Raw genomic sequence first — 25,963 nt, forward strand, 5'->3', positions numbered from 1 at the left:
CCTCCTTCCCACTCAAATGCCTAGATAGGCCTTCCTTATCTGTTCGCTGTCTATGAGCTCCTGCGTTTTACCCTTTAGAACGATGGAACCGTTCTGCATCACACAGACCTCATCCGCAACTTGCAATGCTTTTCGAGTATTCTGTTCCGCTAAGAGTATAGTCAATCTCTCCTCCTTCAACTTCTTGATCACGTTGAACATCTCCGTGACAAGAAGTGGCATCAGACCAAGGGAAACTTCATCCATGATGAGAAGTTTCACACGTCCTACCAGAGCCCTCCCGATGGCTAACATCTGCTTTTCTCCTCCACTCAGAGTTTTTGCAAGTTGTTTCTTCCTCTCTGCCAATCTGGGAAAGAGCTCAAACACCCATTCTATCTTACGTCTCGCCTCGCTTTTATCGAGCATCATCGCACCTATCTGCAGGTTCTCCATCACAGTCATATCGGCAAAAGGTCTCGCACCTTCAGGTACTATCGAAATACCCATTCTGGATCGTTCCCAAGGTTTCAGATTCGTTATGTCAACTCCGTTGAATATCACTTTACCTGAATGGACACTCACAAGCCCCATGATCGCATTCAAAACGGACGTTTTACCCGCACCGTTGGCTCCAACGATCGCGAGTAATTCTCCCTCGTTCAGCGAGAAACTCACATCCTTGACCGCCGTGATCTTACCGTACCGAACACAGAGGTTCTCAACTTCAAGCAACCTCCTCACTCCCCAAATAAGCCTCTATCACCTTTGGATCTCTCATGACTTCTTGCGGGCTACCCTCTGCGATCTTCACACCGTAATCCAGAACGGTTATTCTCTGAGCAACCTGTACTGTGAAACGCATATCGTGTTCAATGAAAAGTATCGTCACGCCTGAACTGTTTATTTTTCTCACCAACTCAACCATTTCCTGCGTTTCGAGATCGTTCAAACCAGACACCGGTTCATCCAAGAGGATCAATGAAGGTTCCGTCGCTAAAGCGCGTGCGATCTCTACCTTTCTCTGTAAACCTAGCGGGAGAGTTCCAACCGCCACGTAAGCATACCTTTCTATACCAACGTTTTGGAGTATCTGCCAAGACTTTTCGATATATTCTTTCTCGAACGGTGATTTGTAAAAAGCCTCAAGCTCTGAATACATTCTCACTCCAAGCCCTGCCATTACATTCTCCAGCACGCTCAAAGAGAGGAACGGTTTGACAATTTGGAAGGTCCTCGCAATCCCCAGTCTAGCTATTTCACTGGGCTTCAAACCCACTATTCTCTTGCCATTGAAGATTATTGTTCCTGAATCTGGTTGGAGAAAACCGTTTATTATGTTGAACAGCGTCGTTTTCCCGGCACCGTTTGGACCTATTATCGCCCTGATTTCACCATGCTCGACATCGAGAGAAACGTTCTTAAGAGCCTGTAACCCTCCGAACCTTTTCGATATATTTTCTACCGAGAGGAGTTTCACCGAAGATCCGCTCCTTCATGCTTCCAACGATACCTTTAGGCATGAAGAACATCGTGAAAACTATGATGAATCCATAGATCAACATCCTGTAATCTCTAGCAAACCTCAACAGTTCTGGTAAGAAGGTTATCAACACTGCTCCGACCACAGGGCCAAAGAGCGTTCCCACTCCTCCAACGACGACCATCGTCAGAATACCTATAGACACTGGAAAAGAAAAATTGTCGGGGAATACGACCGTCATGTAGTGAGCCCAAAGATTTCCAGCGAGTCCAGCCATCAGACCAGCCATCGCGAAAGCGTACATCTTGTACCTCGCCGAGCTCACGCCCACCGACTCTGCGGCATCTTCATTTTCCCTCAGTGTGTCAAAACCGAGTTTCAAATAGGTGTTGGAAATATATCTGACCAAGAAAAACACAACTGTAGTCCAGATAAGCACGTAGAGTGCATAAATTTTTGTGTTGAAAACGATCCCAAACAACTTCGGCCTTGGCAAGCCCAAGATACCATACGGTCCACCGAAGAACTTGACATAATTGAAAACCGAGACAACGACAAAGTTGATACCGATGGTTGCAAGAACCAAGAAATCTTCCTTCACTCTGAGAGCAGGTAAACCAAGCAACAATCCTATTAGACCACTCACTAGAATTGAAAACAACAGGGCCAACCAGTAATCTAAACCGAATTTGACTGTTAGCACTGCGGATGCATAGGCACCGATTCCGAAGAAAGCTGCATGACCCAAGGAAACCTGGCCAGCGTATCCGATCAAAATGTTCAAGCTGAGCGCGAGTATGGTGTTTATCATCGTAAAAACGGAAACCGTCAAGAAGTAGTCCAAACTCATCTTTGCACCTTCCCAAACAAACCTTCAGGTTTGAACATCAACAGCGCTATCATGGCTAGAAAAGCAATCGCATCCCTTGGTAATAGAAACCCAAATTTATAAACTATCAGCGTTTCGACCAAAGCCAATATATAACTGGCCATCACCGCTCCTCTGATACTTCCAAAGCCGCCCAGAACAACCACAACGAAAGCTTTGTATGAGGGGACACTTCCCATGGTTGGATACACCGTGTTATCGTACAATCCTACCAGAATGCCACCGAGCGCTGCCAGAGCGGAACCTATCAAAAAGCCATACGTGATGGTTCTATCGGTATCGATTCCAAAGGCGCCGGCCAGATTCAAATCGTTGGCACAAGCCCTCAAAGATTTTCCAAGTTTCGTTTTTATCATCAACAAATACAAAAGAAAGATCACGATGGCTGTACAAATGAGCATCAAAATTCCTTTCGAACCGAGATAAAGATTCGGTGTGATCAGATCGGGCAAGATCAAATGCACATCGAAAGGTCGTTTGTACGGTCCCCACAAGAGCCTGTATAGATCCTCCATAGCCGCGAACAGTCCAACACTCATAACTAGTGGAACGATGCGTCCTCTCTCAAGGACATGCTTGTAAAAACCTCTGTAGATGAAGGCACCCAAGAGTGAAGAAGCAATGAGCGAGAAAGAGATTGCGAAAACCATCGAAAGACCCAACTCATAGAGATAAACCGTAAACAAAGCGCCGAAGGCGTATACACCGGCGTGTGCTATGTGGAGTATTTTCAATATCCCATATATCAACGTCAAACCCACTGCGATCATCAGATAGCTACTACCGAGTACCAAAGCGTTCACAACGTTTTGTAGCAACCTTCATTCCCCACTTTCTTCTCGTTCTCTGTGACAAAAATATGGGGGCGGAAAGCCCCCAATCTTTTTACGGTGTGACGATCTTGGGATCCGTGACTTCCCAGAACCAATGGAACCTGTTTCCAAGATAAATTTGACAGGTGATAGTTCTGAGCGATTCTCTCTTTTCAGTGAAACCTCTGAATCCTGTGACAAAATCTTCTAGCTCTTTATCGCCAGCTTTTATACTCGCCAACGCATCTCTGATTTTGGCAGGATCGTAGCTACCAGCGAGCGCTATGGCCTTGATCGCCGCGATCACCGCATCGAAGGCCGATGCAGCAACCATATCTGCGTCCAAGCCGTATTTTTTAGCGTATTCCTCGATGAACCAACGCACGATCGGTTTTTCACTGTCCCTATCCAAATCTGTGGTGATCACCACACCGTTCGCAGCTCCCGCTTCAGCCAACTTGGCAAACTGAGGCGAATCATAACCTTCTTGACCTATGATTGGTACAAAGATACCCAGTTGCCTAGCTTGTGAAACCAATCTGGCAGCTTCCGAGAAGTAAGCCGTTGCGTATATAGCATCAGGTTTCAAGGCTCTGATTCGAGTCAAGATCGGTCTGAAATCTGTTTCCCCGAGGGGATATCTCTGCTCAAACACTATCTCAGCACCGAGTTTGATCGCTTCTTCCTTGAAGCCAGCGGTGAGGGAAACGCCGAAATCGTTGTCGATGGTCAGTATAGCGATCCTCTTTGCTCCAAGCTTTCGCACCGCCAAATGTGCCCCAGCCCTTCCCTGAACTGTCGCGAGTGTCCCCACTCTGAATATGTAATCTCCAGTTGCAACTATCTCAGGATGGACTGCATAAGCTGATATCATGGGTACCTTCAGCTGTTGGTATATCCCGGCGGCCGCTCTCGTCATTCCACTGTAAGAACCGCTCACCACAACCGCTACTCTATCTTGCTGAACCAATTTGTACGCTATGTTCACAGCTTGATCGGCTTTGAAGTTATCATCATACCAAACTAGTTCAACCTTTTGGCCTAGAACCCCTCCACGAGCATTGATGTATTCCACAGCTAACTCCGCTCCATGCAGGGCACTCGCCCCGTCCGCCGCGGCCGGTCCAGTGATCGGTGCGAAGAATCCTATCTTGATAGTACCCAAACCGAGCAAAGATAGCAAAATCCAGAATGCTACGAAAACTTTCTTTGCCACCAGCAATCCCTCCCTGTTTTGAATTGTAGCATCTTGACAACTCGTTTGTCAAAATTTCGTTCAAGAAGGCTTTTTCGTCGATGATCTTTCCCACGACAATTAGAGTCGAATGGATGTTGTTCGTGTAAAATCTCAAATCGAGGTGGAGAAGATCTCGAAGCAAAAGCGAAGAGGATTTTTAAGAACGATGAGTTTTTTGTTCGCCATTTTCTTGCTCTCCCTGCTACTTTTTGAAAGCAGAATGGATAAGAATCGAATCCTTTTAGTGTTGAGATCTGCAGATTTACTGGTTCGCGTCGTTCTGTGCTACTTTTTGTACGGCTATAGACAATCTTTCATCAAATTGGGTGCCACGTTGTTAGTTTTTTCCCGTTCACTTTCCATCGCACACCAGTTGGTTGAATTACCCCTTGTAGATTGGTCCTTCGAGTTGATAGATTTCGCTGGAATGACGTTCATCACGGTGAGTTTGCTTTGGCAACTGAGAGACTTCATCACCGAAGAATTTTACAAGTTGATCTATCTAGATTCGCTGACCAATGCTTTGAACAGACATGCCTTCTTCAAAATCGCAAGAAAAATTCTCAAATCTAAACGCTCTGCCAGCATCGTTTACATAGATCTCAACAAATTCAAAGAGGTGAACGACAGATTCGGACACATGGTTGGCGATAGAGTTTTAGAGATAGTTTACAAAAGACTGAAATCAGTCATCAAAGAACACGACCTGTTGGCGAGAATAGGTGGTGATGAGTTCGTAGCCCTTCTACCAGGTGCAAACAGATCGCAAGCTGTGCAGGTGGTGCAACGGATGAGCGAAAGATTCTGTAATCCGATTTCGATCATGAACACTACAATACAGATTGGCATGAGCGCCGGAATAGCCGTTTTCCCTGAAGATGGAGAAACATTAGAAGAGTTGCTAAAAAAGGCGGATGAAAACATGTACAAGGCGAAAAAGGTTCCAAACAGGGAGGGTGAAGGATGTTCGACGAGATGAAAAAACAACTGATCGAATATGGTATCAAACTCTTAAGATCGAATCAAGTGAGCGGTACTGCGGGTAATTTGAGTATCAAACTCAGTCCAAATTTGTTCGCCATCACACCTAGCGGTATGCCGTACGAATCGCTAGAACCTTCAGACATACCCGTGCTCGATCTGGATGGAAACACCGTGGATGGAAACAGAAAACCTTCTATAGAGTTCAGACTCCATCTTGAGATCTATAGGAACTTTCCTGATGTCAACGCGATAGTACACGCACATCCAATCTATTGTGGGGTTCTGTCCATTTTGAGATTGCCTCTTCCTGCGGTGAACGAAACTATGCTGATGTACACCAATTTTGTTCCTGTCAGCGATTATGCCAATTGCGGTACGGAAGAGCTCGCCAAAAACGTTGTTTCTGCTATGAAGGAAAGTAAAGCTGTCATCATGGCCAACCATGGTCTTGTTTGCGCTGGAAGTAGCTTGAAACAAGCTTTCGATATGTGCGAGACCATAGAGAGGTGTGCCATGATGTACGTTCTTGCCCTCTCAACGGGCAGAACAGCTTACACGATAGACGAGCAGTGCGCCCGAGAGGCGATGGAATTTCTCAAAAAACATTACGGACAGAGATCGTAAAACTATCTATAACTTCGCCATTCATTGAGATGGCTTCACATTCTACTCTATCTTCTTCAAAACGAAGTTTCACAAAGTGATGGACCACGACACCTTTGATGAGTCCCTCGAAAGATCCCACACGATAGAGTGGTGCACCTCCGCCCCCACTGACCACATAGGTGATACCGTCTTTGATCAACCTTTGGTAATTATGATCGTGTGAGCTGAAAACGAGAGGTATCCCCAACTGAGAAAACGTTTCATGGAGTAGCTGCAGCTTTTTAACAGTTTCAGTTGAGCCATGTGGACCTGCGCTGAATATGGGATAGTGAATGAAAACGATGGGAACTTTTCCTGAAAGGTCTATCGATCTTAAAAATTTTCTACATCCTTCGATGCCAACGTCTGGGTCCAAAAAGATCAACACGTAGTTGCCTACCTTGGCCCAATAGTTGTACACGCCGAAATATCGTTTGTAATAAACGTCTGGCTTTTCATGGTTTCCCTTCACCGGTTGAAAAAAAGCAATCTCTCTCAATGGAGCTGTTATTTCGAAGAAAATCTGCCAATCTTCATGGTTATCACCACTGTTCACCATATCTCCCAAATGAACCACAATGGATGGTGCATGTTGAATCATCATTTCTACCAGCTTTCTGTGCACTCTGTGACCCCAGCGGGAATCACCATAAACGATCATCGTGAACGGCACAGAAGGTTTCTCTACTAAGCTTGTTTCGCCAACGATTTTCCAACCTTCACCAATCAGGATCTTAGTTGGTGTTGCCAAAAGTGTGGTAACAAAGAGAAACAACGCAAAAAGCGAACGTTTCATTCACTCTTCCTCCCAAAGCTTTTGACCAAGATGCTGATACCCAATCCCACCAAAATGAATCCAAACAGAACTCGTGCCCAGCCGATCTTGAAAAAAATTCCAACGAAGAAAACTGCAGAGATGATCAGCAAAATTGAAGCCGCTCTCAACAAATTTCTCTTCTTACTCGCCAGATAAGCTTGAAACAGACCAAATCCAGGTGCAAAAACGAACATGGGCCAAAGGTAGCTCATCTTATCATAACCAAACACGGAACACAACAAAAGCACAACTCCAATCACAATGAAGATACCTGCCGGGATGAACCTACCAGCTCCTTTGCCCAACACACCGAATTCGAACAAAAATCCGAAAAGCAAAAGCAGGGTTATCCAAAAATAGTTCACATCGATCCGTGCCAGTAAAACTACACCGAGTGCTGTGAAAAGTACACCAAAGAAGATACCCACCTTATGGATCTTTTCCAATTCACTCACCCTCCGATCTGACCATTGATCTGCTCTTTCAACTGGAGTGCCCTCAAGTATGTTTCTTGAATCGTTTTCATCAGAGCCCCTCTGATACCTTCCCTCTCCATCGTGTAAATACCCTCGATCGTCGTTCCCGCTGGGGAAGTCACAACGTGTCTGAATTCTCCTGGATGATTTTCAAGTTTCAAAAGTAGTTCTGCAGAACCAGCCATCGTTTCAAGGACCATCAAACGAGATTTCTCATAAGAAAGTCCCATCCTTATACCTGCATCTATCAGTGCTTCGACGATGACGAAGAAGAATGCAGGTGCACTTCCGCTGAGTGCCGTCACAGCTTCCATTTGTTCCTCTTTGATCTCCACCACTGTGCCGAGACAAGAAAGCATTTTGAGACACATTTTCCACGTTTCATCGTTCAAATCTTCAGATCTACAAGCTCCTATGAGCCCTTTTCCGATCATTGCTGGAACGTTCGGCATGATTCTAACGATCCTTCTCGCCCCAGTTTTTTTCTGAATTTTATCTATACTCACCGCGGTCATGGTACTTATCAAGATTTTGTCATCCACCCGACCGAGCTCCAAGAACATCTTTTCACTATCCTGTGGTTTAACACACAAAAACAGCGCGTCACACTCATCGGAGATCTCTGCCGTCCTCGCCACACGATAGCCCTTCTCAACAAAGATACGAAGTTTCTCACCCGATCTGTTGCTCAAAATCACCTCCGAAGGTTCCAACAAACCAGACTCAACGAGCCTGCTTGCAATGATGCTTCCAATGTTTCCCACACCAACGATACCAATTTTCAAACTCTCACCTCCAAAACTTTTTTCTTTTTAGTTTACCATATTGAGATCCATTGAAAATTGGTGTAGAATGTTTTCAAGAAAAAACTTTCAGAAGGAGGGATGAGTGTGAAGAAACTTCTCACGATTTCTTTCATGATTCTTTCGATCTTGCTAGTTGCACAATGGAAACCAGCCAAACCCATCACTGTGATCGTTCCATGGCCTGCTGGTGGCTCGACTGATCAAGTGGCGAGAATGATAACGGCTCAGATGGAACCGCTCATTGGTAGAAAGTTCATTATTGTGAACACACCTGGCAGTGGAGGTTCTATTGGAACGTTCAACGCATGGCAAGCACCGCACGATGGTTACACTTGGACCGCAAACGCTACGTTGGATCTCACAAAATACGCTGTTTTGGGTTACATGAACGTCACGCACAGAGATTGGATTTACTTTCTGTGTGCCGAGGCTCCAAACGTGGTTGTCGTGAATCCGAACACACCTTACAAAACCATCGATGAACTTGTCAAAGCGTTGAAGGAGAATCCAGAGATACCTTTCAGCTCCGCAGGTACTGGTAGTGGTGGACACGTTGCGCTCGAAATATTTGTAGATTACTTCAAAATCAAATGCAAGCATATTCCATACGCCGGAGGAGCACCAGCAACGACGGCCGTGGTGACAGGTGAGGTCGTCGGCAACATGCAGTTCATTCACGAAGTGGCGGACATGGTGAGGGCAGGAAAACTCAGAGTTCTCTGCACGTTGTCTTCAGAACCGATCAACTTACAAGGTTATGGTGAAATACCATCGATAAGAAAGTGGTATCCAGACTTTCCAGACGTGCGGTTCCACTTTGGTTTAGTCATTCCGAAGGATGTTCCTGAAGAGGTTCCAAAGACGGTTGGTGAGATCTTCGAAAAGGCTGCTAACTCAGACGCATTCAAAGAATGGGCCCTCAAGGTGGGACTCACACCTATTTGTTATTATGGAAAGAAAGCAGAAGACATCGTCGAGCAGGTCGCAAGGAGAGTCACTTGGCTGCTCTACGATAAAGGTATCGCAACGATCTCGCCAGAACAATTTGGAATACCAAGACTTGGTCAATGAACCTTGGGTGCCCGCCACGCGGGCACCTTTCGGAGGATCAGAATATGAAAGATCGAATTTCTGCTCTTGTATTTATCTTGCTGGGTGTTTTCTTTCTTGTGGGAGCTTTGAAGATGCCAAGGACGACCGAATACGGTAGGTACGGTGCTCCAGGAATAGTTCCTGCATTCTTTTCGATCATGGTGATTTTGCTTTGCACGATCATGTTGCTGAGGAAAGAGAAAGTGAGCTTGACTGATTCGAAGCTTTCTTCAGAAACTCGAAAGGCTGAAAACCGAAGACTTTTGCTGGCGGCTGCGATGTTCTTAGCTTATGTGTTTTTGCTTGGAAAGGTCAACTTCGTCGTTTTAACTTCGATATTTCTGAGTGTTTCTTCTTCAATCTTTTTTAAGAAAAGATTTGTGCCACTGGTCTTGAGCGCGATAGGTGTCACCGTTGGAATCTATTATTTGTTTGCCCGTGTGTTTCTCCTTCCACTTCCTTGAAAGGGGTTCTGACGGATGCACACAGTGACAGTTTTCTTTCGATCCATATTGTCAACCCTTTTGGATCCGCTTCTCATGTTTCACCTTTGTTGGTCCACATTGCTCGGCATCTTAGTGGGCGTTCTGCCTGGCCTGACCGCAACACTCGGTGTTGCGATACTCACCACACTCACTTTTGGTTTTCCTTCCGAAATTGCTATACCGATGCTTCTGTGTGTGTACATCGGGGCCATATACGGTGGCAGCCGAACGGCGATCGTGTTGAACATACCTGGTACACCGGCAAATGCAGCAACCACAGTGGATGGATTTCCCCTGGCTCGCTCTGGAATGGCTGGCTTTGCACTCAACGTGGCAACGATCATGAGCGGTATAGGTTCGATCATCGGTGCGATCTTCATCGTTTCCTTGGCCCCGGCGTTGGGTGCCATCGCGTTGAAATTCGGTTCTTGGGAATTCGCTGTGCTGGCAATCTTTGGAACTGTCATCGCTGGAAGTCTCACCGCTCCTAAAGATCCCCTCAAAGGTTGGATCGCAGGTTTTCTTGGACTCATGATCTCCATGATTGGCTTGGACGAGATCGTTTCTTTCCCAAGATATACTTTTGGAAATCTACAACTCTACGGTGGCATCTCTTTGCTACCTGTACTCGTTGGTGTTTACGGTATACCCGAGATATTGACGAGCCTCAAACGGGTAACGAAACCAGAAGTAGTGATGGACTTTTCGAAAGACAAAAGAAAACTATCCTATGCTGAGACGATAAAGAAAAACGCTTTCAACTTGATAAGATCTGGTATCATCGGCGTTTTTATAGGTGTCATACCCGGTGTCGGTGAAGACGTCGCTGCTTGGGTTGCTTACGATGTGGCTAAGCGTACCAGCAAAGAACCTGAAAAGTTCGGCCAAGGTTCCATAGAAGGGCTCACCGCTGCAGAAACCGCGAACAACGCTTGCGTCGGTGGAGCCATCATACCAGTGCTCACCTTGGCTGTCCCTGGCAGTGCTCCAGCAGCGGTGCTCTTGGCCGCGATGTGGATCCACGGTATCAGGGCAGGGCCACTGTTGCCATTACAGCATCCTGAAATGATAGGTTATGTGGCGGGTGCGTTCGTCGTCGCCACAATTTTGATGGTCGTGTTCGGCTTGCTCGTCACGAGATTGTTCCTGAAAATTTTGTTGGTACCAACCGAGGTTCTCATGCCCATCATATTCGTACTCTGTGTGGTGGGAACCTACGTTTTGAACGGCCGTTTGTTCGACGTCTGGGTGATGTTATTGTTCGGACTTTTGGGCTATTTCATGAGGTTGAACGAATTTCCCGCAGCGCCATTCGTGCTCGGCTTCATACTTGGACCGATGGCTGACACGAACCTCAGAAGGGCGCTGATGCTCACCAAGGGAAATCTGGCACCGTTTTTCACCAGACCAATATCACTCGTTCTCATCGTAGCGATGGTTTTGGTGATCACATCAAAATATTTTCCGAAAAGACGGGGTGAGAAACGTGAGTAAGATAAAGGTTGGTATCGTCGGTGCTGGTTTCGTCTCACACATACATCTGACCGCTTACAGAGAGAACAGAGAATACTTCGAAGTGGTGGGGGTCTGTGCGGCACACATAGAGAACGCGGAAAAGCTGGCTCGCCGGTACGGAATCGAAAAAGTCTTCGAAGATTTCGAGCGGCTCGCTTCTTCCAAAGATATAGACGTTGTCGATGTGTGCGTTCCGACGAACGTTCACGATCAGGTGATTCTCGCTGCTTGTAAGAATGGAAAACACATAATTTGTGAAAAACCTCTCACAGGTTACTTCGGGGAAGACGAGCCAAACGTGGAAAAGGTTGGAGAAATATGCAAAGAGCACATGTACAAAAAGTTACTTGAAAAACTTGAAAAGATAGACGAGGCCGTGAAATCGAGTGGGATCAAATTCATGTATGCTGAAAATTTTGTTTACGCTCCAGCTGTGAATAAAGCCAAGAGGTTGATATCCGCATCGAATGCACCGATCATGGAACTGAGGGCAGAAGAGAGTCACTCCGGCTCCCACGCAACCTATTCGAGAAAATGGCGCACCGCTGGAGGGGGAAGTTTATTGCGCATGGGTTCGCATCCGATCGGTGCAGTTATCCACTTGAAACATTTTGAGGGGAAGTTGCGCTATGGAAAACCCATCCATGTTAAATCGGTCTTTGCGGAGGTCGGGCAGTTGACGAAGCTTGAATCTGTGAGAAACTTTGGCAAACCGTGCATGGTGACCGATTGGTTCGACGTGGAAGATTGGTCGTGTGCGGTGTTGACTTTTGAAGATGGTTCAAAAGCGATCGTGATGTCAAACGACATAAGCTTGGGTGGGGTGAAGAATTTGCTCCAAATAAACACCGCAAACGGCATGATCTACTGTAACATGACGCCGAACAACATGATGGTTGCCTACACTCCCAATCCAGACACTTGGAAAGATGAATACATAGCTGAAAAGATAGAAACCAAGGCTGGTTGGACCTTTCCTTCACCAGATGAAGATTGGGTGAGAGGTTATCCTCAAGAGATGAGAGATTTCGCACTGTGTCTCCTTGAAGGTAAAGAACCAGAATCTGACTTCGAACTTGCTAAGGAAACCGTTAAAGTGATCTACGCCGCATACTTGTCCGCCGAAAAGGGTGTCAGAGTGGATCTGTTGTGAGGTGAAAAGCGGAATGGATCTTTCTTGTGAATACGTCGGCTTGAAACTTAGAAATCCCATCGTAGTTGCCTCCTCAGGACTGACTGAAAACCTCAAAAATATGAAAAAGGCAGAAGAGCATGGGGCAGCGTGCGTCGTTGTCAAATCTTTGTTTGAAGAAGAAGTGTGTAGAGTCTCACCAACACCGAGGTTCGAGATCATAGAGCGGCGCATGGGAAAATTGAAGTCCCACACGTTTTATTCGTTCGAACAAGCGAGCAATTTCGATGAACACAGATACTTCGAGGAGGTTCGCAGAGCCATCAACACTCTTTCTATCCCAGTGATACCCAGTATCAACTGTATCAGCGATGAAGGCTGGAAAAAATATGCAAAGATGGCAGAAGAGGTCGGTGCACCAGCCGTTGAACTCAACGTTTCATGTCCCCACGGTTCAATATCTTTCAGGGGAGGAGATGTGGAAGAAAAGATTCTCAATGTGGCACGCATCGTTCGAGACGTAGTGAAAATACCTATCATCGTCAAACTGCCCATGCAACTCTCTTCACCGATCTCAATGGCATCGATGTTGGAAAGAATAGGTGTGAATGGAGTTGTGATGTTCAACCGCCTCACAGGCTTGGACATAGATGTTGAGAACGAAAGGCCCATCATGCATGGCGGTTACGCTGGCCACGGGGGACCTTGGTCTTTCAACTGTGTCCTACGTTGGATTGCTGCGAGCAGCCCGCATTTGAACATTTCTATCGCCGCTTCTGGTGGTGTAGGCAGTGGTATCGATGTTGCGAAGTTCATCTACGCTGGTGCCGATGTCGTTGAAGTATGCAGTCTTGTATACCTTTCTGGTTACGAAGCCATAGGAACACTTTTGGAAGAACTCAAAAAGTTCATGGAGAAAAAATCTTACACCTCCTTGGACGAATTCAGGGGCAAAGTCAGTGGCTCAAAGATCCTGAACAACGAACAAGTAGATAGGAGACACATCTATGTAGCAAAGATAGAACCAAAACTTTGTACCATGTGTGATTTGTGCAGGCGTGTGTGCATATACGACGCACCTTACAAAGCTGAAAAAACCTATGTCATTTCAGATTTGTGCGATGGTTGTGGGTTGTGTGTGAAACTCTGTCCGACGAGGGCCATCAGCCTGATACCGAGGGGGAAAACAGAATGAAAAAGCTCTTCACTGACGTTGCGATCATCGGTGGCGGTGGGGCTGGCTTGCGAGCCGCGATCGCTGCGAAAGAAAAGGTGCCCTCTTTGAACGTGATGCTTTTGACCAAAAAGCCACTGGGTGTCGGTGGAACAACAGCGATTGCTTGTTCCGATAGAATGGCTTTTCACGCCACTCTGCCTTACACGTTGCCAGAGAAAGACAACTGGCGTCATCACGCCATGGATATCTATAGGATAGGCGGTGAGGTTTCGGATTACAATTTGGCCGAGTTGTTGGCCAAAGAGAGCGCGGACGCATTGGAGTACCTTTTGAATCTAGGTGTTCCTTTCGTAAAAAAGCTAGATGGAAAAATCGATCAATTTTTGACGGATGGTTCCGTTTACCCCAGGGCCTGCTACGTTGGTCCAGAGACAGCTGTAGAGATACACAAGGCTCTGCTGAGAAGGTTCAAAAATTTGAACATAGAACTGCGTGAAAACGCCATGTTGTATGATTTCCTAGTCAAAGACGGTAGGGTCATAGCGGCAAAGTTCGTTGACGTTCAAACGAACGAACGCTTCTGCGTTTTTGCCAGATCTTTTGTCCTCGCCACGGGTGGTGGAGGGAGGCTTTTCAAGAGAAACGTCTTTCCTTCGGAAATGACCGGGGATGGTTACGCAGCTGCACTGAGGGCAGGTGCAGAGCTTGTAAACATGGAATTCATGCAGATAGGGATATGCCATCCACACCTTCTGTTCGCAAGCTCAGGTAGCATGTTCAGAAGCCTTCCAAGGATCGTCGATGAGAACAATGAAGAGTTCGTTCAGCGCTATTTGAGCGAAGAGGATAGAAAAAGATTGACGGAGCTACAGTTTAAAAAAGGTGCGCACTGGCCTGTTTCTTACGAATCACCTACCAAGGTGATCGATCTGGCAGTGTATAAACATTTAGAGAATGGACACAGAGTGTTCTTCGATTTCACAAAGAACCCCTCTTATTTTTCTGCAGAGTCGATACCCGAAGAAATTTTGAGATGGAGTGAGAAAGTCGATGTGAAGCTCTTTTCACTACCAACGCCATATGAAAGGCTTTTAAAAATAAACCCTCGTGTAGTTGAGTGGCTGAGAGAAAGGCACATCGATCTGTCGAAAGAATGGCTCGAAGTTCAAAATGCACTTCAGCATTTTCAGGGTGGAGTGAAGATCAACGAGCGCGCTCAAACCTCTTTGAAGGGGCTTTATGCAGCTGGTGAGTGCGCGGGAGGCCAACACGGTGCGAACAGACCCGGGGGAAACTCGCTCTTAGACACCCAAGTGTTCGGCAAGATTGCGGGTGAGAACGCTGCCCTTGAAGCGCTGAACTCAGAGATTGTGAACATCGATGTTGATGACGAAAACTTCAACGGAAACGTCCCCGCAAGCAACGTCAGAGCCATTTTGATGGACCTCGTGTCTAAACATGGTTTTCTGGTGAGGATCGATGATGAGTTGGCCAAAGCGTTGAGAGAACTGGACAGATTGGATTTTGAAGGCGTCAAACTCGATGAGAAAGGTCTTGCTTTCATGCTTGAGACTAAGAATATGTTGATGCTTGCCAGAGTGATCTTAACGGCTGAACTCGCCAGGAAAGAGAGTAGGGGACCGCATTTGAAGTTCGAATTTTTCGATCCACCCAACATGAAATTCGTTCCAAGGAACGATGACTGGAACAAATACATAGTGATCACTTTCGCAGAAGGTCGATTGCACTGCGAAGTGAGAGAACCGATCAGGCCTATGGAGGGAACGGTATGAGATTTGCAGCGATGGTGCTCGAAAAATTCAACAAACCGCTCGAATTGAAACAGTTTGAAATAAACGATCTTCCGCAAGGATACGTACTTGTCAGAACTCTCGCCAGCGGGGTGTGCGGAAGCGACGTACACATAGCTAAAGGAGAAGATCCCAGAACACCTGTACCCATCATCTTGGGACATGAAGGCGTTGGAGAGGTTATAAAGATTTTCGGAGAGAAAAAAGATTTGAATGGAGAACCCATCGAACCTGGTGATTGGATCATCTGGAATCGTGGTGTGGTGTGCAGAAAGTGTTTTTGGTGCACTGTTGCAAAGCAACCTCATCTTTGCCCGAACAGGAAAGTCTACGGGATAAACATGTCTTGCAAGGATCATCCACACTTGTTTGGATGTTACGCTGAAGCTGTGACTCTATTGCCAGAAGTGGAAATTCTGAAGATTCCCAAGAACATTGATCCCGCCATCTTGGTGATCGCCGCATGCTCGGGAGCCACAGCGATGCACACGCTCGATTCAATCCAAGAATCACTCACTGATAAGACCATCGTTGTACAGGGTGTTGGGCCGCTCGGCATCTTCTGTGCCGTCGCGGCCAAAACGATGGGGGCTTCCCGTGTGGTGGTCATAGGTGGTTCTCCCGAAAGGCTGAGTCTTGCCAAAGACTTCGTCGATGTAGCTTTGAGCAGGAGGGAACTTTCAGAGGAAGAGAGACGTAAAAAAGTCTTACAACTCACCCATGGACGCGGTGCTGACATCGTCATTGAAGCTGCAGGTGACAGCAACGCACTGCTGGAGGGACTGAACCTGATCAGACGTGGTGGAATCTACTTGATCGCCGGAGTCGCTGTACCACAGAAACCAATTCCTCTTTCAGTTTACGAGCATTTGGTCGTGAAAGGAATCACACTCCACGGTGTGTGGGTGAGCGATACCGAACACCTCGTCCAAGCCGTACACATCGTGACGTCCCACCCAAAGGTTTTTGAGAACCTGATCACCCATAGGTTCAAATTGGATCGAGCCAACGAAGCTTTGAAGTGTGTTGAAGAGCGCAAAGCTTTGAAAGCCACGATCTGTTTTGACTGAAAAAAGCCGCGCGAATTCCGCGCGGATGATATACGAACCACCCTGAAACAGGGGCGAGTGTTCCGTCTAAAAACCGATGCCGAAACCTATCTTAAAACACGTCTTCTTCATTGAAAAATCATAGGCTAGTCCTACAAGAGCAAAGAAGTTCCTGCTGAAGTTGAATCTCACATCTCCAGAAAGAATCACGCTCGATTCGCTGAACATTCCAACCTTCAAGGTGATCTCGTCGAAATTTACAATGGTACCGAAAGACCATTCGGGCATCTTGAACGTGGCATCCTTCAGATCGATCTTTATTGGATACAGACTGGCAAAGAGAGAAAGAAAGTTCGTCAACTTTGAAACGTCCGAAAAACCCAAGACCAGATGAGTCCCTCGATCGTAACTGAATTTCGCTCCCACCTTCAACCCTTCAGTAACGACGAGTCTTTCCAAACCAACTGAAAACTGCATGGATGGTATCGTAAGATCGGCGCGCATCAAAATTCCGTTCTTCATCCAAAGAATCAAATTCACCTGACCTTGAAGATTTTCATTGAACATCACCACACCATAGATTTCGCTACGTTCCTTGGTGACATCTTCGAAAAAAAGTTCAAACATCTCATCGAGGTTGCCAAACGGGTGTACTCCCTCACTAGTCAATGTCGAAACCACACTCGATTTTGCATAGATAGCAACGTGCTGAAATCCTTCATCTTTTTTGAAAGTCACGACACCTATCGGGGTAAAAGCGTCCTTCTTCACCATGATTTCATCTTCAAACTGCGTTGGGCCATAGGGATCTGCCATCGAAATTTTCGTCACAACGCTCTCCTCGAGGATCTTCAAAGGTATGAGTTCGAATTTCAAACCCTTTCCAGTTCGGACACCTGTGAGAAGTGATAATTCCTCATTTGTCATCGTTACAGTTGCCTTCCTATTCAAGATCGTGGAAAGCCAAGGCCTTGTGGATGATCTACTTTTTTCCATCTTCTGACCAGCCTCAAAGCTCATTCGAACGAACGGCAATGCGACGTTCAGTTCCATTTCTTTTGGAAGGTAATTGATCGAAAAAAGCTCGCCATTCTTGGGAAACTTGGCTTCAATTTCCTTCAGACCAAGCTTTGTCACCGTTTCTCGATTGAGCTGTACAAATTCGAACTGGTAGATGACAATCTCGACCGCCACAGAAAGAACACAAAAAAACAGTGACAGGATCAAGACGATCTTTCTCATAAGAATGCTCCTTTCAGAGTTTCTCGACGCTCAAAAATATCACCAGTTCTCGCTGTGCGGACGAGTCAGATTTCGTTCCGAACAGATATCTGAGCAGAGGTATTCTCGACAACAGAGGTAAACCAGAGCTAGTTTGAGAGTCACTCTCCACTGTGAGTCCGCTCACTGCCACGGTTTGGCCACTTCTGATGATGACGGTTGTTGACATTTCGTTTCTCTTCGTTGAAAGTGTGCGCGTTGTACGCCCATTAGAAAAGTAACTGACACTCGGTGTGAGCGAAACTTCAATCTCGTTTTCACCCACAGTTCTTGCGACGATGTCCAAACCGATGCCCACATCGACTGTTTGTATTGTTGCGGCTGCGCCTTCCGGCTGAACAATTATGATTTCTCGTTGACCAACAAATAACTTTGCTGGTTTACTCTCTTTCACTATGATCCATGGATTGGCTTTTATCTTCGCTTGACGTTGTTCTTCGAGTGCCACTATCTTCGCCACGATCGTTCCAAAAACGTCGGTCTGTACGGCGAGTGAACCTGAGACCAGACCAACTATGGTTTGCCAGTTTTCATTGAGCTGTTGATCCGCTCCAAAAGTGTAACCGAGCTCTTCTAATCCGAGCTCTGAGAGTTTATCCTTCGAGATCTCTGTGACCAGAACACAGATTTTTATCTGAGCTGGGGGAACATCTATTTCTCTGAGTATTTTTTCGAAGTTCTGTACAATTTCAGCCGGTGCGGTTATGCTGATCTGATTCGTTTCTTTGTCAGATTTCAAAAAAGGTTCGTAAATAGTTGGTATCAAACTCATCACTGAATCTATACTCAGATACTTCGGCTTATACGTCTTCGTTTGGGCGATGTGTCTGAAAGCAGGATTCTTTGGATCGGCTGAACCGACGAAGTAAAAACCTTCCATCTTTATGTAAATGTATCCACCTGGCATGAGCACCATTTTGAGCGCTTGTTCCAATGGAACGTCTCTCAACTCAATGGTCACAAATCCAGAAATAGTCATGTCTGGGATTATCGGCACACCGGTCTGTGCGGAGATGTCAGCCAAAACGTCAAGAATGTACGCATCTTGGAAAATATTCGTCACCAACGGTTCTTGTTGAAAGAAACACACGATCGTACTCGTTAAGAAAATGAGCATCACTATTGATCTTTTCATACTCACTCGCCCCTTTCTATTCTTATCTTCTGCTTACCGATCACTTGTTGCCCTTTTTCAGATTCCAACCTAACGATCAATTCATAGTCTCCACTTTTCAAATCGGCTTCCAAAACGACCATGAAAAGTCTTTGCGTACCTGGCAGTATGGGATTTTCCTCCTTGTAAGAAGCACTGATGAGCCTTTCTGTGGTCTCAGGCAGTATAACGCCGTTCTCTTCGCGCTGTGGTAATACCCTCTCAAGGCCGAGGACTATCGAAGGCAATACATGAACATTGCCCTCGTTTTTCACCAGCAAATCGACCCCTAGACCTTGTTCAGTCGGTGCGATGCGTGCAAACTGCACGGAGTACTTCTCGATCATTTCCTCATCTTTCCCAACGAACACGAGCAAGTTAGTGCCCTGTTCACTTCTGAGATTTTCTGTAACCGCGGTGAACAAAACATCGAAGTAGTAACCTCCATTGACATCCTTTGGAGGCCTTGCACTGATCCTCACCTTTCTGCTTTGATTCGGCTTCAATTGGAAAGAATTCGGACTGATCTCTATCCAAGTTGGAACTTGACCTCTTTGTTCCACAGGGATCAGCTCGCCTGCAGTGTCGTAAACGAGAGGATAGATCGATCCCGACACATTGATAGTTTCCTTTCCCCTGTTGAAGATCTCAACCGTGACACTTCGAAACGCAGATGGTAAACACTTCAATTCAACGTTGCTTGGCTCAACAAAGATCATTGGTGCTCCAGATTGTTTTTGAATCTGTGAGACAATTTCGGTTTCGGCAACGTTCAACTCCGTTTCCAAAACAGCAGGCCTGTAGCCACCGTAATTGATGATCACCTTCGCAGAGTATGTACCTGGTGGGAACTGTCTGCTCGTTATACTCCTCAGTTCAACCTCGGCTTCTGGTAGAATATTTCCACTGCCAAGCGGAAACTTAGCCAAAGTCTTTCCATCCTTCGTCTTGATGGTCAGTTCTCCAGACGCTTGCACGTGTATGTTACCCCTGTTGATCACAGTGACGATGAAAACGTTCGCATCGTCTCCTATGGCTTTCCTCACCTCGGCCAGCGAAGCTATTTCGCCGATCTTTTTCATAGTCAAATCGGCTGCGTACAGTTCCATCTTCCTTCTGGTTCCATCAACGTTCAGTTCCACGAAACTCGCTATTTGATAATCCACCATGAGGCCAAATCCCACGGCATCTTCCATCCCAGTGAGCTCCTCTTTATTCGCAAGGAATTTGAGCACGATCGCCGCATACCTTCCCCCCGTTACTCCACGTGGAACGTTTATCTGCAGATCGACTTTTCCCGTTCTTTTAGGTTGAATGCTCAAACGTGTCGGCTTAACAGTTATCCATTTGGCAGCCGAATAATCCGTCGAACCGGCCGGTACGACCACATAACCGCCCTCTCTATTCTGCACGACATCCGCAACGAACACTTCGAAGTTCAGAGTTTCGAAGTCATCCGCATTGTCCACGTAGATCGATGCGGTGACCCTGTCGCCCTGCGAAACAGTTTTGCTCAGCAAAATTGGATCCACACGAACGTTGAAAGCAAAAATCGCCACGCTCAGTAAAAATATCAACCAAACTGTTCTTTTTCTCATCTTCCTCACCCCTGTTTTGAAATCTGAAAAAGCGAGGGATCTCTCCCCCGCTTTCACGTGATCCAAAGCTTTAATCCTTCCGAACCTTCGATCGATTCATTATTGTTGAGGTATCTGCGTGTAATTGTAATTTGGTTTGAAAAATCCCGTCGCTGGGTCTATCCATGGTTTGATCCTTTGAAGTGTGAGTATAACTTGTCCGGAAGTTTTGTAAGTGGACGCTGAGTTGCACTCTGCAACGAATATTTTGCTCCACAGTTTGGTCTCATAGCCGTAATGCAACTGGTTGCTGTCTGGAATAGTGAAACTGAAACTTCCGAGCGCAGATGCTGGTACAAACTGGACGTTTTGATTGCTCGAGCCAAAACCTACCCACAGATCGATGAAATCCTTCACGGTTGTGTAAGGGCCTTGGTAAGTCGGGCTGGCCAATCCAGTGAACGAAACCATAACTTCTCCGTTGCTGGCGATCTTAGCAGTTATGCAATCAGTCAAGTAAGTTCCAGGTTTTCTAACATACCAAGCCCACTTTGTTCCTGTCAAATTGAACTCGATCCACTGAGCAACTTGAACCTCAACTTCAGCATCGATTCTCCATTCTTGCTTATTGCAAGCTCCGCTCGCTCCACCCAACGCGAATGCCCACGCATCGGCCTGTACATCCTCTGGCCCATCGCTGATGGAAACCCATTGTCCGTCGACCCATTTCCACACTTCCAATTGTTGAGCTGAAAAAGCTGTGAAGGCGAAAATCATCAACATGGCTCCAACGATCAGTAGTACCTTCCTCATAACTTTCCCTCCTCTTTCCTTTCGGTTTGAAACTTTCACACCATCTCAACGTTTTTCGATATAGTTTTCAACCGCTTGGAGTGTGAACGTTATCGTGGCCGTGTTTCTGTAGGTTCCAGCTTGTTGATCGTTGATCTGGATCCTGTGTAAAAGATTCAGCATTTGTCCATTCTGCAGTGTGTACGAGATATTGTTCAGCTCCGGTGCGTTTAACCAAGTTTTTATGTTTCCAAGCTCATCGGTGAACGAATAACTCACGGGTAATTTTCCCTCTCCACCTCCTTCCAGAGAAAGATGATCAAAATTGGAGAAAGTGATAACGACAGGATGGCTACTTTTAACGATCGTCGCGTTGAGAAACTTTGCGACGTAATCTCCAGGTTTTTTCACATACCAATTCACCTTTCCTCCGGACACTTCTATGCACATTTGATCAACCTTTTCATTTCCACTCCAAGCAGTTTCCTTTCTCGTTCCTTTCATCACTTCGAGGTGTAAAAGAACGTACAACGTTTTTACGGCTTGCAACGAAGAAAAAGTTACTTCGTAATTTCCTTGATTCGTTGCAGGTGAATAGCTCTGCTTGTACGGAAACTGTCCAGGTGCAAGATCAACGTTGGTCAAATTCGTTGGCTCTTCACTCAGAACGTTCATGTGCGATACAGTGGCGAGCCAACCATCGAACAAGCTAAAGCTCACCTTCAGCATCCCATTTTGACTTTTTATGGTGGTTTGTCCAACCTTCTCAGTTTGGCCCGCTAAGATTTCGTAATCTCTCTGCACGCCGTCGAGGGGATAAACGGAGTAGTAGTACCACTTGGTGTTGTTCGTCGACGCTTTAATGGTCAACAACTGCGAACTGAACTGAGGCTCAGTTGGGGGGCGAAGAATTATCGAACCAACGATCGGGAAGGATCCACCGACGTTGGAAAACACATCTAAAGATGGCATCTGAACAATGATTTCTGATTCATCCCCATCCACTCGTTTCCAAAGGCCCGTGGCAGGATCGTATCTGTAAACCACTGGCAATTGGCCAAGCAAAATTGAAGAAACGAACACTAATATAAACAAGACTGAGCATGAAATCTTCCTCGACCATTCGCCCATGGTTATCCTCACCCTTCTGGGTTAGAAGATACTCACTCAACTGAAACTACACTGAAAATTAACTTTTGATCGGCTGAAAATCCACTCAAAATTGGCTCAGAATGGAAAAAATGGGGCAGGAAAAATGAAGGCGAGCCGTGCTCGCCTTCACGAAACGTAAGCAGTCAAGTCGAACAAACCATGGCCACTCAGATTGAAAACGATGACTTCCTCTTTCTTTTCTTCCTTCGCTCTGAGGGCTTCTTTTATGGCCCCCGTGATCGCGTAGGAACTTTCTGGTGCTGGAACTATACCTTCCAGTTTTGCGAACAGTCTTGCAGCATTGAAGACTTCCTCTTGGTCGAACGCCACCGCTTCCACCAAACCTTCCTTCACGAGGCGCGAAACGATTGGAGCTGCGCCGTGGTAGCGAAGACCACCTGCGTGTATCTTCGGTGGGATGAAGTCTTTACCGAGCGTGTACATTTTCAAAAGCGGTGTCATACCTGCGGTATCCCCATAATCGTAATCGTACACACCTTTTGTGAGCGATGGACATGCGGTAGGCTCACAGGCGATGAGTCTGATATTTTTACCAGCCAGCTTGTCCGGTACGAACGGCAAGACCGTTCCAGCGAAGTTGGAACCTCCACCATGACAGCCTAAAATCACCGTAGGTTTTTCGTTGAGTATCGATAACTGTTTCTTGATTTCAAGCCCTATCACAGTTTGATGGAGCAGAACGTGGTTCAAAACGCTACCAAGAGAGTACTTAGTCTGTGGATCCGAAACTGCAACTTCGATCGCTTCACTGATCGCGATGCCCAAACTTCCTGGCATGTCTCCGTTCTTTTCAAGCAGAGATCTACCGTAGTTCGTCCTGTCACTCGGACTTGGCACCACATCCCCGCCGAAGAGCTTCATCAAGTACTTGCGCATAGGTTTTTGCTCGTAACTTATCCTCACCATGAACACGTTCACGGCTAGGCCAAACTTGGCACCAGCGTAACACAGGGCGCTTCCCCACTGTCCCGCGCCGGTTTCTGTCACGAGACGTTTCGTGCCGGAGATTTTGTTGAAATAAGCTTGTGCGAGTGCCGTGTTCGTTTTGTGACTCCCAGTAGGACTCGCTCCTTCGTACTTGTAATAGATCCGTGCCGGGGTTTGGAGATACTCCTCCAGATAGTTTGCTCTGAACAGTGGTGTTGGTCTGTAGACTGCGTATTCTCTCAAAACAGGTTCGGGGATCGGAATCTCGCGCTCGTCACTCACTTCCTGTTCAATGAGAGGTTTTGGAAAGATGACTTCGAGCGCTTGAGGAGAAATGGGTTGTCTCGTTTTTGGATCTAGCGGAGGATCCAATTTGAAAGGCAAATCTGCAAGCACGTTGTACCAATACTTCGGCATGTCTTCAACTTTCAAATCCACCCTGATTCTCACGAATCCCACCTCCAATTTTCGGTTTCAAATAAAAAAGGGGCTCTCTTTTTCAAGAGAGCCCCGATTCGATACGAGGTGAAGGCACGCGGTGCTTACCCCACCGAATCGGGGCAGCACCACCACCAGTTGTTCAGAAGAGAAACACACACGTTTCGATCCATGAACCTCACAGCTGTCAAAACGTTCACCTCTGGTTTGAGATCATTATAACATTGAAGATCACACTTGTCAAACTGAAAGTTTACCGTCCGATCGTTTTGGTGTAAATCACAAACAAATTGCCTTTCTGTAGATCCGAAGTAGAATAAAAATCAGAGGTGATCTTAGTTGAAGATCGTTTTTCGATGGTTTGGTGAAGATGATCCAATCAAATTGGAGCACATCAGACAAATACCTGGCGTTGAAGGGATCGTCGGTGCGCTGTTCGATGTGCCTGTGGGAGAAGTGTGGCCATTTGAGAAGATAATGAAACTGAAAAGCACCGTCGAATCGCACGGATTGAAATTGGAAGTCATAGAGAGTGTGAACGTGCACGAAGATATAAAACTCGGTCTTGCTACAAGAAAACGATACATCGACAACTATAAAGACACCATCGTGAATCTCGCCAAAGCTGGCATAAAAGTGATCACGTATAACTTCATGCCCGTCTTCGATTGGCTCAGAACGGATTTGAAGTATAGACTACCAGACGGTTCTGAAACGATGTACTATGACGATGAGCTGGTCCGTAATATCACTCCCAAACAACTCGTCGAATCCATGAAGAAAGGCTCTTCTAATTTCATCCTCCCAGGTTGGGAATGGGACAGGCTGGAACAGCTCGAAAAGACGCTGAAGATGTATGAAGGAATGAAAGAAGAAGATCTCTTCGAGAACTTGACCCATTTTTTGAAGGAAATCGTTCCTGTCTGCGAACAGTTCGGTGTGAAAATGGCCCTCCATCCAGACGATCCACCCTGGAGTGTGTTCGGTTTGCCCAGAATCGTGACTTGCCAGGAAAACATAGAAAAGATTCTCAAAACAGTTGACAGTCCTTCTAACACCATAGCTCTATGCACAGGTTCGCTGGGTGTGAACACGAAGAACGATATTCCATCCATGATAAAACAGTTTGGTCGCATGAAGAGGATCAGTTTCGTCCATCTGAGGAATTTCAAACTGTTGGGGGAAAGAAAATTTTACGAGAGTGCCCATCCGAGCTTCTGTGGTTCGTTGGACATGTTCCAGATCGTTAAAACACTGCGCGATGTGGAGTTCGACGGTTATCTCAGACCAGACCACGGTAGAACGATCTGGGGAGAAAAAGCCAGACCAGGCTACGGTTTGTACGACAGGGCACTGGGCATAACTTACATTTTAGGCCTCTGGGAAGCGACAGGAAAAATGACTTGAGTTTCCACAAAGTGTGGAAAAGACGAAAATTTCACGAAATTTTATGGGGCGCACCATCTTTCACTTCAACTTTTCAAGTTCACCCTGTGCGTCTTTCATGGCTTCTCTGTGAGCACCGATCAACCACGGATGTGGTTCGCTCTCCAAAACTTTTCTGAACATCTCCTTGGCTTTTTCTCTTTGATTCATCTTCAGATACAGATACCCCAGCTCTAAAAGGATGTTTGGATAGTTCGGTGTAAGTTCTAAGGCTTTTAAAAGTAGCTCTTCCGACTTTTTGTAATTGTAGAGAGGCCAGGGAACATCCCGATACCTCATTCCAGACGCTATCAGAGCGAACGTTTTGTACAATCTGCCTTCCTCATCGTTTTCATCGAGCAAAGATATGGCTGTGTTTATGTATTTATCGAAATCGCCGAGCATGAACAGGCTCTGCACTATACCTTTGTACTGAGCGAGCCTTCCTATGGCCGCACCGGCAACGTAGTGAGCCCTACCGTTTTTACTGTCCAACTTGATCGCTTCTTCGGCGTACTTCCTAGCTTGCTCGAGCGTTTTTTCCTTCAACTTTTCTGGTACGCCCCAGTCTCCGTACTCCAGATAACAATCTGCAAGTATCGTGAGCAAACGAGAATTGGACTTCAACTCAGTTCGTGCCTCGATCGCTCCGATGAGTTGTTCCATCTTGACAGCGTCTCTGTCTCTTCTGATCTCGTAGAACGACAGATTCACCTCTTGCTCAAAGGAGGCAAAGAGTAACGCTGTGATCAAGAGTATGAGCGAAATGGATGCATACCTCATGCACATCCCCCTTTCGATACGATCT

General features: G+C 46.3%; 25 protein-coding genes. 10 read left to right on the forward strand and 15 right to left on the reverse strand.

All coding sequences use genetic code 11. From position 1 onward, the window contains the following. Positions 1 to 12: 12 nt before the first annotated feature. The 5 genes from NZ875_07630 to NZ875_07650 form a co-directional block, all read right to left on the reverse strand. Positions 13 to 723, reverse strand: a complete 711-nt coding sequence (locus tag NZ875_07630; protein MCS7175604.1) for an ABC transporter ATP-binding protein — start codon at positions 721 to 723, stop codon at positions 13 to 15. After that, positions 707 to 1,459, reverse strand: a complete 753-nt coding sequence (locus NZ875_07635; GenBank protein MCS7175605.1) for an ABC transporter ATP-binding protein — start codon at positions 1,457 to 1,459, stop codon at positions 707 to 709. The genes NZ875_07630 and NZ875_07635 overlap by 17 nt, the downstream gene beginning before the upstream one ends. Continuing rightward, positions 1,401 to 2,312, reverse strand: a complete 912-nt coding sequence (locus NZ875_07640; GenBank protein ID MCS7175606.1) for a branched-chain amino acid ABC transporter permease — start codon at positions 2,310 to 2,312, stop codon at positions 1,401 to 1,403. Before NZ875_07640 ends, NZ875_07635 begins: the two co-directional genes overlap by 59 nt. After that, complete coding sequence (locus NZ875_07645) at positions 2,309 to 3,169, reverse strand: branched-chain amino acid ABC transporter permease (GenBank protein MCS7175607.1); 861 nt, start codon at positions 3,167 to 3,169, stop codon at positions 2,309 to 2,311. The genes NZ875_07640 and NZ875_07645 overlap by 4 nt, the downstream gene beginning before the upstream one ends. Before the next feature lie 67 nt (positions 3,170 to 3,236). After that, positions 3,237 to 4,379, reverse strand: coding sequence for an ABC transporter substrate-binding protein (locus tag NZ875_07650; GenBank protein MCS7175608.1), 1,143 nt, complete (start codon positions 4,377 to 4,379; stop codon positions 3,237 to 3,239). A 109-nt stretch (positions 4,380 to 4,488) separates the two neighbouring features. On the opposite strand from NZ875_07650, the gene NZ875_07655 reads away from it, so the two are divergent. Further along, positions 4,489 to 5,379 (forward strand): GGDEF domain-containing protein, encoded by an 891-nt coding sequence (locus tag NZ875_07655; protein MCS7175609.1) that lies wholly within the window; start codon positions 4,489 to 4,491, stop codon positions 5,377 to 5,379. After that, positions 5,364 to 6,008, forward strand: a complete 645-nt coding sequence (locus NZ875_07660) for a class II aldolase/adducin family protein (GenBank protein MCS7175610.1) — start codon at positions 5,364 to 5,366, stop codon at positions 6,006 to 6,008. The genes NZ875_07655 and NZ875_07660 overlap by 16 nt, the downstream gene beginning before the upstream one ends. Here NZ875_07660 and NZ875_07665 read toward each other — a convergent pair. From NZ875_07665 to proC, 3 genes are read right to left on the reverse strand one after another with little or no spacing between them, the layout of a single operon-like run. Then, the gene (locus NZ875_07665) at positions 5,980 to 6,825 is read right to left on the reverse strand and encodes a metallophosphoesterase (GenBank protein MCS7175611.1); all 846 of its coding nucleotides are present in this window, start codon (positions 6,823 to 6,825) and stop codon (positions 5,980 to 5,982) included. The genes NZ875_07660 and NZ875_07665 overlap by 29 nt on opposite strands. After that, the gene (locus NZ875_07670; protein MCS7175612.1) at positions 6,822 to 7,292 is read right to left on the reverse strand and encodes a hypothetical protein; all 471 of its coding nucleotides are present in this window, start codon (positions 7,290 to 7,292) and stop codon (positions 6,822 to 6,824) included. Before NZ875_07670 ends, NZ875_07665 begins: the two co-directional genes overlap by 4 nt. Before the next feature lie 5 nt (positions 7,293 to 7,297). Then, positions 7,298 to 8,107, reverse strand: a complete 810-nt coding sequence (proC, locus tag NZ875_07675) for a pyrroline-5-carboxylate reductase (GenBank protein ID MCS7175613.1) — start codon at positions 8,105 to 8,107, stop codon at positions 7,298 to 7,300. 105 nt (positions 8,108 to 8,212) lie between these two features. On the opposite strand from proC, the gene NZ875_07680 reads away from it, so the two are divergent. The 7 genes from NZ875_07680 to NZ875_07710 all read left to right on the forward strand — a co-directional run bounded on the left by NZ875_07680 (position 8,213) and on the right by NZ875_07710 (position 16,410). After that, the gene (locus NZ875_07680) at positions 8,213 to 9,199 is read left to right on the forward strand and encodes a tripartite tricarboxylate transporter substrate binding protein (protein MCS7175614.1); all 987 of its coding nucleotides are present in this window, start codon (positions 8,213 to 8,215) and stop codon (positions 9,197 to 9,199) included. A gap of 44 nt (positions 9,200 to 9,243) precedes the next feature. Then, complete coding sequence (locus NZ875_07685; GenBank protein ID MCS7175615.1) at positions 9,244 to 9,684, forward strand: tripartite tricarboxylate transporter TctB family protein; 441 nt, start codon at positions 9,244 to 9,246, stop codon at positions 9,682 to 9,684. Positions 9,685 to 9,759: 75 nt separating this feature from the next. Then, positions 9,760 to 11,199, forward strand: a complete 1,440-nt coding sequence (locus tag NZ875_07690) for a tripartite tricarboxylate transporter permease (GenBank protein ID MCS7175616.1) — start codon at positions 9,760 to 9,762, stop codon at positions 11,197 to 11,199. Then, positions 11,192 to 12,373 carry a Gfo/Idh/MocA family oxidoreductase gene (locus tag NZ875_07695; protein ID MCS7175617.1) on the forward strand — a complete coding sequence of 394 codons (1,182 nt, stop codon included), beginning with the start codon at positions 11,192 to 11,194 and terminating at the stop codon, positions 12,371 to 12,373. The genes NZ875_07690 and NZ875_07695 overlap by 8 nt, the downstream gene beginning before the upstream one ends. A gap of 13 nt (positions 12,374 to 12,386) precedes the next feature. Continuing rightward, positions 12,387 to 13,547 (forward strand): 4Fe-4S binding protein, encoded by a 1,161-nt coding sequence (locus NZ875_07700; protein ID MCS7175618.1) that lies wholly within the window; start codon positions 12,387 to 12,389, stop codon positions 13,545 to 13,547. Further along, a complete protein-coding gene (locus NZ875_07705; protein ID MCS7175619.1) occupies positions 13,544 to 15,322 on the forward strand; it encodes an FAD-binding protein in 1,779 nt (592 codons plus the stop codon). The genes NZ875_07700 and NZ875_07705 overlap by 4 nt, the downstream gene beginning before the upstream one ends. Further along, the gene (locus NZ875_07710; protein MCS7175620.1) at positions 15,319 to 16,410 is read left to right on the forward strand and encodes a zinc-binding dehydrogenase; all 1,092 of its coding nucleotides are present in this window, start codon (positions 15,319 to 15,321) and stop codon (positions 16,408 to 16,410) included. The genes NZ875_07705 and NZ875_07710 overlap by 4 nt, the downstream gene beginning before the upstream one ends. Before the next feature lie 66 nt (positions 16,411 to 16,476). On the opposite strand, the gene NZ875_07715 is transcribed toward NZ875_07710, so the two are convergent. The 6 genes from NZ875_07715 to NZ875_07740 form a co-directional block, all read right to left on the reverse strand. Then, on the reverse strand, positions 16,477 to 17,631 hold the full coding sequence (locus tag NZ875_07715; GenBank protein MCS7175621.1) for a hypothetical protein: 1,155 nt from the start codon (positions 17,629 to 17,631) through the stop codon (positions 16,477 to 16,479). 13 nt (positions 17,632 to 17,644) lie between these two features. Beyond that, entirely contained in the window at positions 17,645 to 18,805 is a 1,161-nt protein-coding gene (locus tag NZ875_07720) for a secretin (protein MCS7175622.1), read from the reverse strand. A gap of 2 nt (positions 18,806 to 18,807) precedes the next feature. Next, the gene (locus NZ875_07725; GenBank protein MCS7175623.1) at positions 18,808 to 20,421 is read right to left on the reverse strand and encodes a hypothetical protein; all 1,614 of its coding nucleotides are present in this window, start codon (positions 20,419 to 20,421) and stop codon (positions 18,808 to 18,810) included. A gap of 99 nt (positions 20,422 to 20,520) precedes the next feature. Further along, entirely contained in the window at positions 20,521 to 21,213 is a 693-nt protein-coding gene (locus NZ875_07730; protein MCS7175624.1) for a hypothetical protein, read from the reverse strand. Positions 21,214 to 21,258: 45 nt separating this feature from the next. Further along, entirely contained in the window at positions 21,259 to 22,245 is a 987-nt protein-coding gene (locus NZ875_07735; protein ID MCS7175625.1) for a hypothetical protein, read from the reverse strand. Positions 22,246 to 22,470: 225 nt separating this feature from the next. Then, positions 22,471 to 23,742 carry a TrpB-like pyridoxal phosphate-dependent enzyme gene (locus NZ875_07740; GenBank protein ID MCS7175626.1) on the reverse strand — a complete coding sequence of 424 codons (1,272 nt, stop codon included), beginning with the start codon at positions 23,740 to 23,742 and terminating at the stop codon, positions 22,471 to 22,473. A 327-nt stretch (positions 23,743 to 24,069) separates the two neighbouring features. On the opposite strand from NZ875_07740, the gene uxuA reads away from it, so the two are divergent. Then, on the forward strand, positions 24,070 to 25,137 hold the full coding sequence (gene uxuA / locus NZ875_07745; GenBank protein ID MCS7175627.1) for a mannonate dehydratase: 1,068 nt from the start codon (positions 24,070 to 24,072) through the stop codon (positions 25,135 to 25,137). 60 nt (positions 25,138 to 25,197) lie between these two features. On the opposite strand, the gene NZ875_07750 is transcribed toward uxuA, so the two are convergent. Beyond that, entirely contained in the window at positions 25,198 to 25,938 is a 741-nt protein-coding gene (locus tag NZ875_07750) for a tetratricopeptide repeat protein (GenBank protein ID MCS7175628.1), read from the reverse strand. Positions 25,939 to 25,963: the final 25 nt, after the last annotated feature.

The organism is Pseudothermotoga sp., from assembly GCA_025060105.1.
Classification (GTDB): Bacteria; Thermotogota; Thermotogae; order Thermotogales; family DSM-5069; genus Pseudothermotoga_A.